This is a genomic window from Sphingomonas cavernae, assembly GCF_003590775.1.
Lineage (GTDB): Bacteria > Pseudomonadota > Alphaproteobacteria > Sphingomonadales > Sphingomonadaceae > Sphingobium_A > Sphingobium_A cavernae.
The window spans coordinates 1,083,053-1,098,384 of the sequence record NZ_QYUM01000003.1; the positions used below are offsets into that span (position 1 = coordinate 1,083,053).

Genomic DNA, 15,332 nt, shown 5'->3' on the forward strand with positions numbered 1-15,332 from the left:
TCCTTGGTTGTGCTTCGAAATCTTCCCTGATTTTGAGTCTTGTGCCGGCAACATAGCATAGCTTTTGGCGCGCGTTGATGTTCTTTCCTTGCGTACTCCCTATGCAGGGGTGGACAAATGCTGCCGGCGCGCTATTTCCGCCAACCTCACCGAATTGGAGTGTGTACGATGGGCTACCGGGTTGTGGTTGCCGGTGCGACCGGCAATGTCGGACGTGAAGTGCTGAATATTCTGGCGGAACGGCAGTTCCCGCTGGACGATATCGCGGTTCTGGCCTCCGCGCGGAGCCAGGGCGACGAGATCGATTTTGGCGAGACCGGACGAAAACTCAAGGTCCAGAACATCGACAACTTCGATCCCAAGGGCTGGGACATGGCGATCTTCGCCATTGGTTCGGACGCGACCAAGGTCCATGCGCCGCGCTTTGCCGCCGCCGGCTGCACGGTGATCGACAATTCGTCGCTCTACCGCATGGATCCCGACGTGCCGCTGATCGTGCCCGAGGTTAACCCCGAGGCGATCGACGGCTATCGTGCCAAGAACATCATCGCGAACCCCAACTGCTCAACGGCGCAGATGGTCGTGGCGCTCAAGCCCCTGCATGACGCCGCGAAGATCAAGCGCGTCGTCGTCGCGACCTATCAGTCGGTCTCGGGCGCGGGCAAGGCGGGGATGGACGAGCTGTTCGAACAGAGCCGCAACATCTTCGTCGGCGATTCCGCCGAAGCCAAGAAATTCACCAAGCAGATCGCGTTCAACGTGATCCCGCACATCGACAGCTTCCTCGACGATGGTTCGACCAAGGAAGAATGGAAGATGGTGGTCGAGACCAAGAAGATCCTCGATCCCAAGATCAAGGTCACCGCAACCTGCGTGCGCGTGCCCGTGTTCGTCGGCCATTCCGAAGCGATCAATATCGAGTTCGAGAACGAGATTTCGGCGAAGCAGGCGCAGTCGATCCTGCGCGAGGCGCCGGGCGTGATGCTCGTCGACAAGCGCGAGGACGGCGGATACGTCACCCCGGTCGAGTGCGTTGGTGACTATGCGACCTTCATCAGCCGCGTCCGCGAGGACTCGACGGTCGATAACGGCCTGTCGCTCTGGTGTGTTTCGGACAACCTCCGCAAGGGCGCAGCGCTCAACGCGGTCCAGATCGCCGAATTGCTCGGCCGGCGCCATCTAAAGAAAGCGGCCTGATATAGTTGCTCCCCGGTACGGGGAGGGGGACCATGCGAAGCATGGTGGAGGGGTTGGCTCGGACTTCAGAGCAGCCCCTCCATCAGCCCTTCGGGCTGAGTGCCGGGTCGATCGTCCCCCGGCATGATCTTGGATTGCTGGGGGCAATCCAACCCAGCGCTCTCCCCGTGCCTGGGAGGATTTTTCTATTCGGAATGCACGACCTCGAGCTTGCCCTTGGGCTTCCGCAGCAACAACACGAAGGGCATGATGGCCATCGTGATGATCGCCATCAGATAGAAGTCGTCGAGATAGGCGATCATCATCGCCTGCCGCGTGACTTCCGAATTTGCCATCGCCATCACCGTGTCGCCGAACGAACCGAACTGCCCCGCCGCGCCGAGGTTTAGCGAGGGAATGGTTGTGTCAGTGACGTGCTGCGCAATGTCCGCATGGGCGATCTGCGTGTTGCGCGCGAGCAGCGTCGTCACCATCGATATGCCCGCAGACTGGCCGATGCTGCGCGTGAGATTGAACAGGCTCGCGCCGTCGGTGCGATACTGATGGCTCAGCGTCGCAAATGCCAGCGCGTTGAGCGGCATGAAGACCAGCCCCATACCCAGTCCCTGGATGAATCCGCTGGTGATCACCGGCCAGAAGTCCATCTCCAGCGACCAGTGCGACATCCGCCACAGGGAGAAGCTGAAGATCGCGAAACCCGCCATGATGAGGATGCGCGTGTCGATCCTTCCGGTCAGTTGTCCGGCGATCACCATGGTGCAGAACACGCCAATGCCGCGCGGCGCCATCATCAGCCCGGTGTCGATCACGGGATAGCCGAAGAGTTGCTGGAGCAGGGGCGGTAACAGCGCCATCGGCGCCATGGTGGCCACGCCGACGACCATCATGAAGCCCATCCCCGTGACGAGATTGCGGTCGCGGAACAGATGCCGGTCGAACAGCGGCTTTTTGGCCGTCGCGTGATGCACGATCGCCATCCACAGCGCGGCGAGCGAGATGCACCCCTCGAGGATGATCTCCCAGCTATAAAACCAGTCTTCCTGCTGGCCGCGGTCGAGCATGAGCTGAAAGCTTGCAACGGCGATCGCGATCAGCGCAAAGCCCGTCACGTCGAATGCGCGCGCCTGCCTGGGGCGTGAGGGTAGGAGGAACCACAGGATAGCGAAGGTCAACGCGCCGACGGGCAGATTGACGTAGAACACCCAGCGCCAGTTGTAGCTTTCGGTCAGCCATCCGCCGATCACCGGGCCCATGATCGGGCCGATTACCACCCCCATGCCCCAGATCGACATCGCCTTGGCCTGCCGTTCGGGCGGGTTGATGTCGAGCATCGCGGTCTGCGAGAGCGGGTTTATAAAGGCTGCAGCGATGCCCTGGAGCACGCGGAAGATCACCATCTCTTCCAGGTTTACCGCGGTGCCGCAGAGCATCGACGCGACGATGAAACCGCCCACGGCGAACAGGAACAGGTTGCGCGATCCGAACCGGTCGGAAAGCCAGCCCGTCATCGGGATAGCGATCGCCGAGGCGACGATATAGCTCGTCAGCACCCAGGTGACGCTGTCGATCGTCGCACCAAGGCTCGTCTGCATGTGCGGCAGCGCGACATTGGCGATGGTTGTGTCCAGGATCTGGATCACCATTGCGCCCATCACGCCAACGGTCAGCAGCCCGCGATGCTTGACGGGCAGCAGTGCCTGCCCGGCCCTGGGTTCAGTCACGGCCTGCCCGGGTGTCGACGGCAACGTCGGCGCTCAGCCCGGCGATCATGGGACGGGACGGCGCGCCGTCGATCGCGATGCGCACGGGTACGCGCTGCGTCACCTTCACCCAGTTGCCATTGGCGTTCTGCGCCGGGAGCACCGAGAATTCGGAGCCCGTGCCCGCGCCGATGCTGGCGACATGGCCCCTGATCTTCACCTCGGGATAGGCGTCGAGCTCGATCTCGGCGGGCTGGCCGACCGCCATGTGGTCAAGGTCGGTTTCCTTGTAATTCGCCTCGACCCACGCCTGATGGCTGATGACGAGGCTCAGTGCGGGAACGCCGCTGGGCGAGATCGTGCCCACCTGCAGCCGGTTCGTCTGGCTGACGATGCCGTCGGCGGGCGCGCGCACCACCGTGCGGTCGAGATCGAGTGCAGCCTTGGCGCGCTGCGCCAGCGCAGCCTGGATCCCAGCGGGCGTGCCCGAAAGCGCCGATCCGCTGCCGATCTGGGCGCGCGCGCGGGCAGCGTCGGCCTGCGCAGTGCCGAGTTTGGCCTTCGCCGCGGCAACCTGCTGCTGCGCAGCGTCGAAGCTCGCACGCGTCGTGAAGCCGCGCTGCATCAATGCGGCCTGGCGGTCATAGCTGGCCTGGGCGAGCTGGATGTCGGCGCGCGCGCTTGCGATATCCGCGGCCGCGCCCCCCATGTCGGTCGACATTGTGCTCACCTGCACGCGGGCCGTCGCCAGCGCCGCCTCCGCCTGCTGGAGCGCGATGCGATAGGGCTCGGGGTCGATGCGAAACAGCACGTCGCCTGCCTTGACGCTCTGGTTCTCGCGGACGAGCACTTCGACGATGCGACCCGACACGTCGGGGCTGACCGACACCATGTCCTGCTGGACATAGGCGTTGTCGGTCGAGACGTAGCGGCCGCCGGTGATCCACATATAGCCTGCGCCCGCGGCGATCAGCAGCGGCACGGACAGCATGAGAACCGGGCGCAGCCAACGCCGCCGCGGCCTGCCGTCCTCAGGCGCGGCGACGGCGGCTGCGTTCTCGATCACAATAGGTTCGCCGGAATCAGCCATTGGCCCGGTCTCCGTCATTCTCGTTATTCTTGCGCGAAAGGTTGCTGCGGATGCGTTCGAGCATCGCGATGAACTGCGTCTTTTCGCCTTCCTCGAATCCTTCGAGCGCCTCGTCGATCAGTCCCGCCGCGCGCTCCTTCAACTGCACGAGCAGCGGATGCGCCTTGTCGGTCAGGAAGAGCTGCCATGCGCGGCGGTCATTGGGGTCGGCGCGCCGCTCGACAAGGCCCGCTTCCTGCAGCCGGTCCACCATGCGGCAGAGCGTGATCGGCTCGACCTCGAGAAAATCGGCGAGACCGCCCTGATTGATACCCGCATTGCGCGCAAGCGCAGTGAGCACGCGCCATTGCGGGCCGGTCACGCCGATCGAGCGCGCACGGACATCGAAATTGCGCCGCATGAGCCGCGACGCATCGGCGATCAGAAATCCCATAGAGTCGGTCATGTCGCGCACATAATAACGATGCTTATAATATGCAACACGATTGCCTTGATAATCGCCACGATGTGCGTGCATTTCGTGCAAGATGCTGTCTCGACTGGCGCATGTTGAGCACCGGTGCGCTTTGCGAGGTCCTCGAAGGCATGCTGACGCCGATGGCAGACCCCGCGATTGCGGACGATTATAACGGCCAGCAGGGCGATATGTGGGATGCGCAGAAGGACATGGCGCTCGCCTTTCTGGGCGCTATCCTCGCCGCATTGCTGACGCGGTTCAGCGAAAGGAGGCGCCATGCTTGAGGCCGATCTGTTCTGGTCGTTCCGCAGCCCCTACAGCTATCTGGCGACGCAGCGCTATGTCGCGCTGGTCCGGCGTTTCGATCTGACCGTCCGCTTTCGCCCGGTCTATCCACTCGCGATCCGCCAGCCCGATTTCTTCGAGCGCAACCATCCCAACTGGCTGCGCTATACGCTGACCGATGTACGCCGCCTCGCGGAACATCTGGGCATCCCGATCGCGCCGCCCGATCCCGATCCGATCGTGCAGGACATTGCGACGCGTCGCATCGCGCAGGAGCAGCCCTATATCTACCGGCTGACGCGGCTGGGGCAGGCGGCGGCGCGGCGGCACAAGGGGCTCGCCTTTGCCGACGCCGTCTCGCGGCTGATCTGGGGCGGTACGAAGAATTGGCACGAGGGCGATCACCTCGCCACCGCTGCCGAATGGGCGGGGCTCGACCTCGACGAACTCGAGGGCGAGGCGCTGGCCGAGCCCGATGCGCTCGACGCCGAGATCGGCGCCAATCAGGACGCGCTGGAGCGCGCGGGGCATTGGGGCGTTCCCGCGCTTGTCTTCAACGGAGAGCCCTTTTTCGGACAAGATCGCATCGAACTCGCCCTGTGGCGGATGAAGACGGCGGGATTGAGGGAGCGGGTGTGAGTGTGAGCCTGAGCCTGAGCCTGAGCCGCGGACTCGCAAGCGGCTATGTCCGCTTTGTCGTGGCTAGGCGACTGTCCGCTTTACGGCGGTGTAGCTGGTAAACCGGCCGTTGGGCTTTAAGTCAGTTCAACGGCGGGTCTATGGCCGTTATCCAAGCGACGAAATTTGGATTCTCCACCAGTTCGTCATCATCGGTAAGTTGATAACTTTCCGGACCGCTAGATTCGATGGCATCCAGAACGGGAGCCATGCTGTATATCTCGCCGTTAGTTTGAATGAGTTTTATACCAGCGGAAGCAGAAACGCTTTCCACAGTGCCGAATACCTGTTCTCGCTTTCGGAAATTTCCCTCATTGTCAACGAAGGTCAGGCCGACATACAGCGTGCAGCCGATAAGATCGCTTGCCAATTCGTGGTCCCATACTTCCTCTGGATCGAGCTTTTCGTATCGATTGTTTTCGTCATCGTCCGACCAGATATTCGCATTATCGTTCATCGCGTTGTTTCCCGAAGTACCACCGCAGTCGCATCTTTAGATGTACGGACGGCGGCTTTGAGGCAACTGGATTTGGCAACTGAGGGCCGAAAATGGGGCGAAACCCGCCGCACCTTCGTGAGTTCGGCCCCTTGATGCCAGTGACCGCGATCGGCGCGCGTCCATAGGCTGTCCTACAGTGCGCGCGCCTGCCATTGTCGCCGCGAACGCGACTCGCGCGCGAAAATCAGGGATCCGAATCAAGATGGCGTTTTGTGAGAAGTTTGCGAAGTTAAGCGAAGTTGGCGGCGATCGCGGTCGGCAGGTGCGCGCCCGTGACTGAACTGAAAACCCTGCATTTCAACAGTTTCGACGGCACCCAACTTGCTTGGCACGAAATGGGGCAAGGGCGGCCGATCGTTATGATTCACGGCTATTTCTCCAACGCGATGACCAACTGGGTGCGCTATGGCCATGCCGCGTTGATTGCTGCGGCTGGCTTTCGCGTGATCATGCCTGACCTGCGCGGGCACGGCGAAAGTGCCAAGCCCCACGATGCCTCGGCCTATCCCCCGGACGCTCTTGCACGCGACGGCTTTGCGCTGATCGCGCATCTCGGGCTCAGTGACTATGACCTGGCGGGCTATTCGCTCGGCGGGCGCACGAGTCTTCGCATGCTTGTTCAGGGCGCGACGCCGCGACGCGCGGTGCTCTGTGGCATGGGGCTTGACGGCATACTCGATACGCAGGGGCGCGGGCACTATTTCAAGCGCGTGCTGACCAATCTGGGCAGCTTTGAGCGCGGATCCTCCGAATGGATGACCGAGGCGTTTCTCAAGACGACCAAAGGCGATCCGCAAGCGCTGCTCCAGATCCTCGACACCTTTGTCGACACGACCCGCGCGGAACTCGCGGCGGTCGATCGGCCGGTGCACGTGGTGACGGGCGCCGAGGATGACGACAATGGATCGGGTGAGGCGCTGGCTGAAGCAATCCCCGGCGCCACCTTCCGCTCGATACCTGGAAACCATATGAGCGCGGTAACCCGACCCGAATTGGGGCAGGCGATTCTGGATTTCCTGAAGCCTTGACCATCCGAAATCCCCGGTTCAGTTTGCGCCACAGGGAAGTACGAAAGTCCAAAGGGATCACCACAACGATGAAATCGATGATTTCAGCGCTCGCGCTGGCCGCCATGCTCGCCAGTGCGACGCCTGCGCTTGCGCAGAAGAAGGATAGCAAGCCCGCCAGGGAATTGACCGCGGCCGATGCCGAGGCGTTCGTAAAGGCGGCCGAAATGGAGCTGTTCGACTATACGGTCGAGGCGAGCCGCATCCAGTGGATCAACAGCACCTATATCACCGAGGATACCGATGCGCTGGCCGCCCAGAGCGGCGCGGAGGGGACCGAGAAGGCGGTGCGCCTGGCGCTCGAGGCCGCAAGGTTCGAGAAGGTTGCGGGCCTTTCGCCCGACACGAAGCGTAAGCTCGACATCCTGCGCAGCGGGATCGTACTGCCCGCGCCGACGACGCCGGGAGCCGCGGCCGAACTCAGCCAGATCGCAACGCGCCTCAACTCGACCTATGGCAAGGGTCGCGGCACGCTCGACGGCAAGGAAATCAACGGGTCCGATATTGAAGCGGCCATGGGCGACGTACGCGACCCGGCCAAGCTCAAGGAGATGTGGGTAAGCTGGCACGACAATGTCGGCGCGCCCATGCGCCAGGACTATGCCCGCATGGTCACGATCGCCAACAAGGGCGCGGCCGAGCTCGGCTACAAGGATGTGGGTGCGATGTGGCGTTCGGCCTACGACATGCCCGCCGACGATTTCGCCAAGCTGACCGACAGGCTCTGGGGCCAGGTGAAGCCGCTTTACGACGAGCTTCATTGCTATACGCGCACCAAGCTCAACGAGAAATATGGTGACGCGGTCCAGTCCGAGACCGGACCGATCCGCGCCGATCTGCTCGGCAATATGTGGGCGCAGGAATGGGGCAATATCTACGATATCGTCGCACCCAAGGGCGTGGGCGACGTCGGCTACGACATTGGTGAATTGCTGAAGGCGCGCGGCGACGATCCCGTCAAGATGGTCAAGGTCGGGGAGGGATTCTACAGCTCGCTCGGCTTCTCGCCGCTGCCCGACACCTTCTGGAAACGCTCGCAGATCGTAAAGCCCGCTGACCGCGAGGTGGTCTGCCACGCTTCGGCGTGGGACGTCGACAACAAGGACGATCTGCGCATCAAGATGTGCACCAAGGTGAACTCGGACGACTTCGTGACGATCCATCACGAGCTCGGACACAATTACTACCAGCGCGCGTACAACAAGCAGTCCTTCCTGTACCTCAACGGCGCCAATGACGGGTTCCATGAGGCGATCGGTGATTTCGTCGCGCTCTCGATCACGCCCGATTATCTGGTGAATATCGGTCTGCTCGATCCGGCGAAGGTGCCTTCGGCCGACAAGGATCTCGGCCTGTTGTTGCGCCAGGCGATGGACAAGGTGGCGTTCCTGCCGTTCAGCCTGCTCGTCGACAAATGGCGCTGGGGCGTGTTCAACGGCACGATCCCCGCCAAATATTACAACAAGGCGTGGAGCGACCTGCGGCTTCAGTATCAGGGGATCACGCCTCCCGCAGAGCGCAGCGAGGCCAATTTCGATCCGGGCGCGAAATACCATATTCCCGGCAACACGCCTTACACGCGCTATTTTCTCGCGCGCATCCTGCAGTTCCAGTTTTACAAGGCTGCGTGCGAGCAGTCCGGCTGGACGGGGCCGCTGCACCGCTGTTCCTTCTATGGCAACAAGGAAGTCGGCGCGAAGCTGAACGCGATGCTTGAGATGGGAGCATCCAAGCCCTGGCCCGATGCGCTGCAAGCGTTCACGGGCAGCCGCGAGATCGACGGCTCCGCGATGCTGGCCTATTTCCAGCCGCTGATGGGCTGGCTTAAGGAACAGAACAAGGGCAAGCAATGCGGCTGGTAAATCGCTTCCGATGAAGGCGCCGGGGGGCAATCATCGGAATAGCGCGCCGGGAAGAATGTTGGCAATCGAGGGCAGGGGCCAATGAACCCGTTGCTGATCATCTTCTCGGTGCTGATTTTTTCGAGCATGGTTCTGTGCATCGCGATGACGCTGGCATGGATCCATTTCGGACGGCAGCGACATGCGTTGAGCTGGGCGCTCGCCTATGGCGGCGGCGTGCTGCAATGGACCGTCAACGCCGCCGGCCTGATGTTGTTTCCGGACCATCTGTGGCCGTTCGTCATCGCCAGCATGCTTGTGGTCGCAACGAGCTCGCTCGTGGCGATTGGATGCCGCCAGCGCGCGGGGCTTCCCGTTCATGTTCTGCGCTTCATTGCCGTGGGCGCCTTGGCGACGATCGCGATCGCCATCTGGTACACGCATATTCCCTTTGCCGGAATGCGAGGCGCGTTCACCGCCTTATATGCAGCCGCGATGATGCCGATAGCGATCGCCGCGGTTCGTCCGCGGAGGCGCAAGGCGCAGGCACCCGAGATCGCCTTCATCGTTATGCTCACGATCTTTGGCGTCTTCCAGTTGATCGTGGCTGGTGCGGGGCTTGCGGTCGGCCCGGAAGGCGATGTTGCCGCAATTGCGCGCTATCGCGAGATCGTCGGAATCGGCCTGCCCCCGGTCAATATCGGCCTGGGGATCGCCGCCCTTTTCCTGCTCGCGGGCGATCTTGCGGACAGTGTTCGCGCGCTGGTGACACGCGATCCGTTGACGGGCAATCTCAATCGTCGCGGGATCGAGCAGGCTGCGATTGGCGCGATCGCGAATGCGCGCCGCCATGGCCGACCGCTCGTCACGGTGATCGGCGATATCGACCGGTTCAAGACGATCAACGATCGCTACGGCCACGCTGCGGGAGATCAGGCGCTCATCGCCTTTGCCGACCATGTCCACGCTTCGGTCCGAGAGGAAGATCTGTTCGGGCGGATCGGTGGCGACGAATTCTGTCTGCTGCTGATCGACGCGGCGCCCGAGGATGCGGCCGAGGCGATCGAGCGCACGCGGCGGGAACTCGCGCAAATGGAGGTCGCCGGCATGCCAGGTTTTAGCATGAGTGCGAGCTTCGGCATGGCCGCGTTCGATCCGGACGATGTCTGCTTCGGCGATATGCTCCACCGCGCCGATCTCGCACTGCTGGAGGCAAAGCTGGCGGGGCGCGATCGGTTAGTCGTCGCGCCGCCGCCCAAACCTCGGGTCAGCGGAACGGCGGCTCGTTAAATGCCCTGAGCTTGCGGCTGTGAAGCTTGGCGCCTTCGCGGCGCAGTTCGTTGCATGCCTCGATACCGATCCGCATATGCTCGCTGATGGCGCGCTCGTAAAAGCGGTTGGCCTGTCCCGGCAGTTTCAGTTCGCCGTGCAGGGGTTTGTCGGACACGCACAGTAACGTGCCATAGGGGACGCGGAACCGGTAACCCTGACCCGCGATCGTCGCCGACTCCATGTCGATGCCCACCGCTCTGGACTGTGAGAAGCGCAGCGCGGATTTCGAATAGCGTAGCTCCCAGTTGCGGTCGTCGGTGGTCACGATCGTGCCCGTGCGCAGCCTGCGCTTGAGCGTGTCGGCGTCCTCGCCCGAGATCGTTTCGGCCGCGCGCGCCAGAGCCTGCTGGACCTCGGCGATGGGCGGGATCGGAATTTCCGGGGGCAGCATGTCGTCGAGCACATGATCGTCGCGCAGATAGGCGTGCGCGAGCACATAGTCGCCGATCCGCTGGCTCGGGCGAATCCCGCCGCAATGGCCGATCATCAGCCATGCTTCGGGTCGAACCACCGCGAGATGATCGGTGATCGTCTTGGCGTTGGAGGGGCCGACGCCGATGTTCACAACGCTGATCCCCATCCGGCCCGGCGCCATCAGGTGATAGGCGGGCATCTGGTGCTTGCGCCATGCGCTGTCCGCGACGACGCGCTCGGGATCGGCGGTCTCGGGCGTGACCATCACGCCGCCCGCGCCCGACAGCGCGGTATAGGGTGTGTCCGGGCCGAGTTGCGTGCACGCCCATTGTACGAATTCATCGACATATCGGTGATAGTTGGTGAACAGAATGAAGCGCTGAACGTGCTCTGCGGGCGTGCCCGTGTAGTGGCGCAGCCGGGCGAGCGAGAAGTCGGTCCTGAGCGCGTCAAACAGCGCGAGCGGGCGCGCCTCGTCGGGCACCCCGTTCCATACGCCATCTGCAATCTCGTCGCCGATATGGGCAAGCTCGGTTGCCGGGAACCAGCGTCCGAGGTCGATCGCGCTGATATCGTCGAGCGACAGGCCATGTCCCGCCTCGAGCACATAGGGGAAGGGGATTTCCTGACGGCCCGGAACCGCTTCGACTTCGACGTCATAATCCTCGATCAGCAGTTCGAGCTGCTCGACCAGATAGTCCGCGAAAAAAGCGGGACGCGTCACGCTGATCTTGTATTCGCCTGGCGTCACCAGTCGCCCGAACGAGCGCGACGGCACCGGACGGCCGGCCGCGCCGCGATAGCGCAGCCGAATTTCGGGATAGGCGAATGCGCCGTGGCTGCGCGTTCCCGGGTGCGGCCGCTCTCCCGAGCGGATAAATGCGGTAAGCGCGGTGCGAAGGCGTTCGACCGACGCGTTATAGAGCGCGTCGAGTTCGGCGACGATGGATTCTGCCTTGGTCATCCAAAGCAACTATCCGACGGTTTGTTACGCTGGCAAGCCCATTCGCCGATCCGACGTCAAAGCGCCGCTCATTCGAGCGGAAGCGCCTCCGGCAGAACATCGGGGTCGATCATCGCGTCCGACTCGACTTCGCCATTGCCACGACGCGCGGCGAGACGCGTTGCGCCATAGGCGGTCGCGGCCACGGTGGCGACAACGCCGGCGCCGATCGCTGCGGCAGCCCAGGGATGCTCCTGCGCGGCATGAATGGCGTTGTCGAGATAGGCGCGGCCCTTCTCGCGCGCCTGTTCGAGCGTCGGGCGCGATTGCGCGTCCTGCTCGAAGCTGACCACATGTTCGGGTGTGCTGATAACCATCATCCGTCTCCCGTTCCAAGGCTTCGATTGCCCAACGGGACAGCGCACTATTCGTTCCGGCAAGGTGCGGCGGGGTGGCCTGTGCGTACGCCGCCCCGCCAGAACCGTCAGAGCTGGCCCAGCATGTGCTCGGCCGAGCTGACCTTGTATTCGCCGGGCGCCTCGACGTTGAGTTCCTCGACGACCCCGTCGTTGACGATCATCGAAAAACGCTGGCCGCGCGTGCCCAGCCCGAATTTCGAGCCGTCCATTTCGAGTCCGACCGCCTTGGCGAAGCTGCCATTGCCGTCGGCAAGCATCGTCACCTTGCCGTCCGCGCCATTGGCCTTGCTCCAGGCGCCCATCACAAAGGCGTCGTTGACCGCGGTGCACGCGATCGCGTCCACACCCTTGGTCTTCAGTTCCTCGGCCTTGTCGACATAGCTCGGCAGGTGCTTGGCCGAGCAGGTCGGTGTGAAAGCACCCGGCACCGAGAAGAGCGCGATCTTGCGGCCCTTGAAGAAACTCGCGGTATCCGCCGATTCAAGTCCGTCAGGGCCAGGAACGGTGAAGGTCGCCTCGGGAAGCGTGTCGCCCTGCTTGATCGTCATGCATCATTCTCCTTGGGATAGATCGGTTGCGCCACGAAGCGCCGAACGCGCCGCATATAGGCGGACAGACCGCCGCCTGCCAGCGCTACAATGCCTCTAAGCGCTGTTTTATCGCGCGCACGACGCGCCTATATTGGAGGGCATGGACATGCCCGCTTATCTGACCGGCCAGCTTCTTCTGGCATTCCCCGGGATCGGGGATCCGCGCTTCGAGCATGCGGTGATCGCGATGTGCGCGCATGACGATGCAGGAGCGCTGGGCATCGGCGTCGGCGCAATCGCCGACGGTATCGGATTTCACGAACTGCTCCGCCAGTTCGACATCGATCCCGGTGTCGCGCCCGATTGCCCGATCCATCTGGGTGGCCCGGTCGAGCCGCAGCGCGGCTTCGTGCTTCACAGCCTCGACTGGGGCGGGCAGGACAGCATACAGGTCGCCGATCGCTGGGGGCTTTCGGGCACCATCGATGTCCTGCGTGCGATTGCGGAGGGCAAGGGGCCGTCGCAGTGGATCGCGGCGCTGGGCTATGCAGGCTGGGCGCCGGGCCAGCTAGAGGAAGAACTGACGCGGCACGGCTGGTTCGTGACGCCGGGCACGACGCGGCTGCTTTTCGACATTCCCCCCACGCGCCGCTGGGAACAGGCCTATGCCGATGCAGGGGTAGACAGCAGCCTGCTAGCACCGACGGCGGGCCAGGCCTGACCAAGTTTACCTTTCATTTACCACGTTGATTTACCTCATTGCAGGCGAGCCGTGACAGGCTTGTAATCCTGCCCGCGCTCGCAATGCCGCGACAATGCGCCGGGTCGCACGACGCATGGGGGACGGCATGGTTCGGAAAACCCTACGATCACTTTGTTTCGGATTAACGATGATTGTCTTTGCGGCACCCCTGCATGCGCAGGCGGCGGGGTGCTGGAGCGAGAGTTCGATCGCTGCGGCCAAGGTCCGTGATCTGGAAACCATGCTGATGGTCTCCGCGCTGCGCTGTCGTCTGAAAGGGCAGGATTTCCTGCCGCAATATAACGCGTTCGTTCGCGGCAGCCGGCCCGCGCTGATCGATGTGAATGATCGGCTGCGGGGGCATTTCGCGGGGGCGGTGGGTCAGTCAGGGGCGCTCAACGCCTATGACCGTTATGTGACCGCAATCGCCAACAGCTATGGCGCAGGCGTCGAAGGCCTCGACTGTACCGACATGGAATCGATCCTTGGGGCTGCGCAGGCTGCGGGGCATTCCATTGCGACCCTTGAAGCGCTGGCCGAGCGCGCCCAGTCCAATCCTGCGCTGCCCGGTGGGCGCTGCAACCTCGTTATCGCGCGGGCGCCCTGAACATATAAAGAGATCTTTATATTTGCTTTCGGGGGCGGCTGAGGGTATTTGCCCAGCAATCGGCCGCCTCCTTTCATGTCGTGCGGCCGCCATTGAATCAGCCGCCAGGAGACATTTTGTGGCCACCGCACCCGTTGCCGACACCAATGACTACGTCATTCGCGACATCACGCTCGCCGATTTCGGCCGCAAGGAAATCGACATCGCTGAAACCGAAATGCCCGGCCTGATGGCGCTGCGCAGCGAATATGGTGCGGCGCAGCCGCTCAAGGGTGCGCGCATCACCGGTTCGCTCCACATGACGATTCAGACCGCGGTGCTGATCGAGACGCTGACAGCGCTTGGCGCGGACGTCCGCTGGGCGACGTGCAACATTTTCTCGACGCAGGATCACGCCGCGGCCGCGATCGCGGCGTCGGGCGTTCCCGTGTTCGCGGTCAAGGGCGAGAGCCTCGCCGAATATTGGGATTATGTCGGCTCGATCTTCGATTGGGGCGATGAAACCTGCAACATGATCCTCGACGATGGCGGCGACGCGACGATGTTTGCGCTCTGGGGCGCCAAGCTCGAAGCCGGCCAGACGATGCCCGAGCCCGAGAACGACGAAGAAGTCGAGATGCAGCGCGCGCTGAAGGCGTTCATCGCCCGCAAGCCCGGCTACCTCACCGAGACCGTCAAGAACATCAAGGGCGTTTCGGAAGAAACCACGACCGGCGTTCACCGCCTTTACGCGATCGCCAAGAAGGGCGAGCTGCCTTTCCCCGCGATCAACGTGAATGACAGCGTGACCAAGTCGAAGTTCGACAATCTCTATGGCTGCAAGGAATCGCTGGTCGACGCGATCCGTCGCGGCACCGACGTCATGCTCGCGGGCAAGGTCGCCTGCGTCGCTGGCTTCGGCGATGTCGGCAAGGGCTCGGCGCAGTCGCTGCGCAATGGCGGTGCGCGCGTGCTCGTCACCGAGGTTGATCCGATCTGCGCGCTTCAGGCCGCGATGGAGGGCTTTGAAGTCGTGACGATGGAAGAGGCCGTCACGCGCGCCGACATCTTCTGCACCGCCACGGGCAATGCCGATGTCATCACCGCCGATCACATGAAGGCGATGAAGAACATGGCGATCGTCTGCAACATTGGCCATTTCGACAGCGAGATCCAGATTTCCGCGCTCTCGAACTACAAGTGGACCGAAGTGAAGCCGCAGGTCGACCTCGTCGAGTTTCCCGACGGCAAGCAGATCATCATCCTGTCCAAGGGCCGCCTCGTGAACCTCGGCAACGCGACGGGCCACCCGAGCTTCGTGATGTCGTCGAGCTTCACCAACCAGGTGCTCGCGCAGATCGAGCTGTGGGGCAATTCGGCAGCCTATCAGAACGATGTCTACGTCCTGCCCAAGCATCTCGACGAAAAGGTCGCGATGCTCCACCTCGAAAAGCTGGGCGTGAAGCTGACCACGCTGACGAAGAAGCAGGCCGACTATATCGGCGTGCCGGTCGAAGGTCCGTTCAAGCCCGATCATTACCGTTACTGATCG

Annotated in this window: 16 protein-coding genes; 9 read left to right on the plus strand and 7 right to left on the minus strand. The window is 62.8% G+C overall.

The window, feature by feature from the left end:
* Positions 1 to 168: 168 nt before the first annotated feature.
* The gene (locus D3876_RS12885; RefSeq protein WP_119762760.1) at positions 169 to 1,197 is read left to right on the plus strand and encodes an aspartate-semialdehyde dehydrogenase; all 1,029 of its coding nucleotides are present in this window, start codon (positions 169 to 171) and stop codon (positions 1,195 to 1,197) included.
* A 185-nt stretch (positions 1,198 to 1,382) separates the two neighbouring features.
* Here the strand turns inward: D3876_RS12885 and D3876_RS12890 are convergent, their stop codons facing one another.
* Genes D3876_RS12890 through D3876_RS12900 form a run of 3 tightly spaced genes read right to left on the minus strand, consistent with a single transcriptional unit; the run spans position 1,383 to position 4,432 of the window.
* Complete coding sequence (locus D3876_RS12890) at positions 1,383 to 2,918, minus strand: DHA2 family efflux MFS transporter permease subunit (RefSeq protein WP_274378984.1); 1,536 nt, start codon at positions 2,916 to 2,918, stop codon at positions 1,383 to 1,385.
* Positions 2,911 to 3,987, minus strand: a complete 1,077-nt coding sequence (locus D3876_RS12895; RefSeq protein ID WP_119762762.1) for an HlyD family secretion protein — start codon at positions 3,985 to 3,987, stop codon at positions 2,911 to 2,913. Before D3876_RS12895 ends, D3876_RS12890 begins: the two co-directional genes overlap by 8 nt.
* Positions 3,980 to 4,432, minus strand: coding sequence for a MarR family winged helix-turn-helix transcriptional regulator (locus D3876_RS12900; RefSeq protein ID WP_119763836.1), 453 nt, complete (start codon positions 4,430 to 4,432; stop codon positions 3,980 to 3,982). The genes D3876_RS12895 and D3876_RS12900 overlap by 8 nt, the downstream gene beginning before the upstream one ends.
* Positions 4,433 to 4,533: 101 nt before the next feature.
* On the opposite strand from D3876_RS12900, the gene D3876_RS12905 reads away from it, so the two are divergent.
* The gene (locus D3876_RS12905) at positions 4,534 to 4,728 is read left to right on the plus strand and encodes a DUF2238 domain-containing protein (RefSeq protein ID WP_338014325.1); all 195 of its coding nucleotides are present in this window, start codon (positions 4,534 to 4,536) and stop codon (positions 4,726 to 4,728) included.
* Positions 4,721 to 5,368 carry a 2-hydroxychromene-2-carboxylate isomerase gene (locus tag D3876_RS12910; RefSeq protein ID WP_119762766.1) on the plus strand — a complete coding sequence of 216 codons (648 nt, stop codon included), beginning with the start codon at positions 4,721 to 4,723 and terminating at the stop codon, positions 5,366 to 5,368. The genes D3876_RS12905 and D3876_RS12910 overlap by 8 nt, the downstream gene beginning before the upstream one ends.
* 121 nt (positions 5,369 to 5,489) lie before the next feature.
* Here D3876_RS12910 and D3876_RS12915 read toward each other — a convergent pair whose 3' ends face one another.
* Positions 5,490 to 5,864, minus strand: a complete 375-nt coding sequence (locus D3876_RS12915; protein ID WP_119762768.1) for a hypothetical protein — start codon at positions 5,862 to 5,864, stop codon at positions 5,490 to 5,492.
* A 377-nt stretch (positions 5,865 to 6,241) separates the two neighbouring features.
* Here D3876_RS12915 and D3876_RS12920 point away from each other — a divergent pair, with 377 nt between their 5' ends.
* The 3 genes from D3876_RS12920 to D3876_RS12930 all read left to right on the plus strand — a co-directional run bounded on the left by D3876_RS12920 (position 6,242) and on the right by D3876_RS12930 (position 10,104).
* Positions 6,242 to 6,934, plus strand: coding sequence for an alpha/beta fold hydrolase (locus D3876_RS12920; RefSeq protein ID WP_119763838.1), 693 nt, complete (start codon positions 6,242 to 6,244; stop codon positions 6,932 to 6,934).
* A 68-nt stretch (positions 6,935 to 7,002) separates the two neighbouring features.
* Entirely contained in the window at positions 7,003 to 8,835 is a 1,833-nt protein-coding gene (locus tag D3876_RS12925) for a M2 family metallopeptidase (RefSeq protein WP_119762770.1), read from the plus strand.
* Positions 8,836 to 8,916: 81 nt separating this feature from the next.
* Positions 8,917 to 10,104 carry a GGDEF domain-containing protein gene (locus D3876_RS12930; protein ID WP_119762772.1) on the plus strand — a complete coding sequence of 396 codons (1,188 nt, stop codon included), beginning with the start codon at positions 8,917 to 8,919 and terminating at the stop codon, positions 10,102 to 10,104.
* Here the strand turns inward: D3876_RS12930 and D3876_RS12935 are convergent.
* The 3 genes from D3876_RS12935 to D3876_RS12945 all read right to left on the minus strand — a co-directional run bounded on the left by D3876_RS12935 (position 10,082) and on the right by D3876_RS12945 (position 12,470).
* On the minus strand, positions 10,082 to 11,524 hold the full coding sequence (locus D3876_RS12935) for an AMP nucleosidase (RefSeq protein WP_119762774.1): 1,443 nt from the start codon (positions 11,522 to 11,524) through the stop codon (positions 10,082 to 10,084). The two genes, D3876_RS12930 and D3876_RS12935, sit on opposite strands and share 23 nt — an antisense overlap.
* Positions 11,525 to 11,592: 68 nt before the next feature.
* Positions 11,593 to 11,880 carry a hypothetical protein gene (locus tag D3876_RS12940; RefSeq protein WP_147417658.1) on the minus strand — a complete coding sequence of 96 codons (288 nt, stop codon included), beginning with the start codon at positions 11,878 to 11,880 and terminating at the stop codon, positions 11,593 to 11,595.
* A gap of 107 nt (positions 11,881 to 11,987) precedes the next feature.
* Positions 11,988 to 12,470 (minus strand): peroxiredoxin, encoded by a 483-nt coding sequence (locus tag D3876_RS12945; RefSeq protein ID WP_119762778.1) that lies wholly within the window; start codon positions 12,468 to 12,470, stop codon positions 11,988 to 11,990.
* A 142-nt stretch (positions 12,471 to 12,612) separates the two neighbouring features.
* Here D3876_RS12945 and D3876_RS12950 point away from each other — a divergent pair, with 142 nt between their 5' ends.
* The 3 genes from D3876_RS12950 to ahcY all read left to right on the plus strand — a co-directional run bounded on the left by D3876_RS12950 (position 12,613) and on the right by ahcY (position 15,329).
* A complete protein-coding gene (locus D3876_RS12950; protein ID WP_119762780.1) occupies positions 12,613 to 13,173 on the plus strand; it encodes a YqgE/AlgH family protein in 561 nt (186 codons plus the stop codon).
* A 169-nt stretch (positions 13,174 to 13,342) separates the two neighbouring features.
* Complete coding sequence (locus D3876_RS12955; protein WP_119762782.1) at positions 13,343 to 13,801, plus strand: hypothetical protein; 459 nt, start codon at positions 13,343 to 13,345, stop codon at positions 13,799 to 13,801.
* Positions 13,802 to 13,919: 118 nt separating this feature from the next.
* Positions 13,920 to 15,329, plus strand: a complete 1,410-nt coding sequence (ahcY, locus tag D3876_RS12960) for an adenosylhomocysteinase (protein ID WP_119762784.1) — start codon at positions 13,920 to 13,922, stop codon at positions 15,327 to 15,329.
* The last annotated feature ends 3 nt before the right edge of the window (positions 15,330 to 15,332 follow it).

Coding starts and splice junctions, on each gene's coding strand:
- D3876_RS12885 (WP_119762760.1), top strand. CDS start 169: ATGGGCTACCGGGTTGTGGTTGCCGGTGCGACCGGCAATGTCGGACGT.
- D3876_RS12895 (WP_119762762.1), bottom strand. CDS start 3,987: ATGGCTGATTCCGGCGAACCTATTGTGATCGAGAACGCAGCCGCCGTC.
- D3876_RS12900 (WP_119763836.1), bottom strand. CDS start 4,432: ATGACCGACTCTATGGGATTTCTGATCGCCGATGCGTCGCGGCTCATG.
- D3876_RS12905 (WP_338014325.1), top strand. CDS start 4,534: ATGTTGAGCACCGGTGCGCTTTGCGAGGTCCTCGAAGGCATGCTGACG.
- D3876_RS12910 (WP_119762766.1), top strand. CDS start 4,721: ATGCTTGAGGCCGATCTGTTCTGGTCGTTCCGCAGCCCCTACAGCTAT.
- D3876_RS12915 (WP_119762768.1), bottom strand. CDS start 5,864: ATGAACGATAATGCGAATATCTGGTCGGACGATGACGAAAACAATCGA.
- D3876_RS12920 (WP_119763838.1), top strand. CDS start 6,242: ATGGGGCAAGGGCGGCCGATCGTTATGATTCACGGCTATTTCTCCAAC.
- D3876_RS12925 (WP_119762770.1), top strand. CDS start 7,003: ATGAAATCGATGATTTCAGCGCTCGCGCTGGCCGCCATGCTCGCCAGT.
- D3876_RS12930 (WP_119762772.1), top strand. CDS start 8,917: ATGAACCCGTTGCTGATCATCTTCTCGGTGCTGATTTTTTCGAGCATG.
- D3876_RS12935 (WP_119762774.1), bottom strand. CDS start 11,524: ATGACCAAGGCAGAATCCATCGTCGCCGAACTCGACGCGCTCTATAAC.
- D3876_RS12940 (WP_147417658.1), bottom strand. CDS start 11,880: ATGGTTATCAGCACACCCGAACATGTGGTCAGCTTCGAGCAGGACGCG.
- D3876_RS12945 (WP_119762778.1), bottom strand. CDS start 12,470: ATGACGATCAAGCAGGGCGACACGCTTCCCGAGGCGACCTTCACCGTT.
- D3876_RS12950 (WP_119762780.1), top strand. CDS start 12,613: ATGGACATGCCCGCTTATCTGACCGGCCAGCTTCTTCTGGCATTCCCC.
- D3876_RS12955 (WP_119762782.1), top strand. CDS start 13,343: ATGATTGTCTTTGCGGCACCCCTGCATGCGCAGGCGGCGGGGTGCTGG.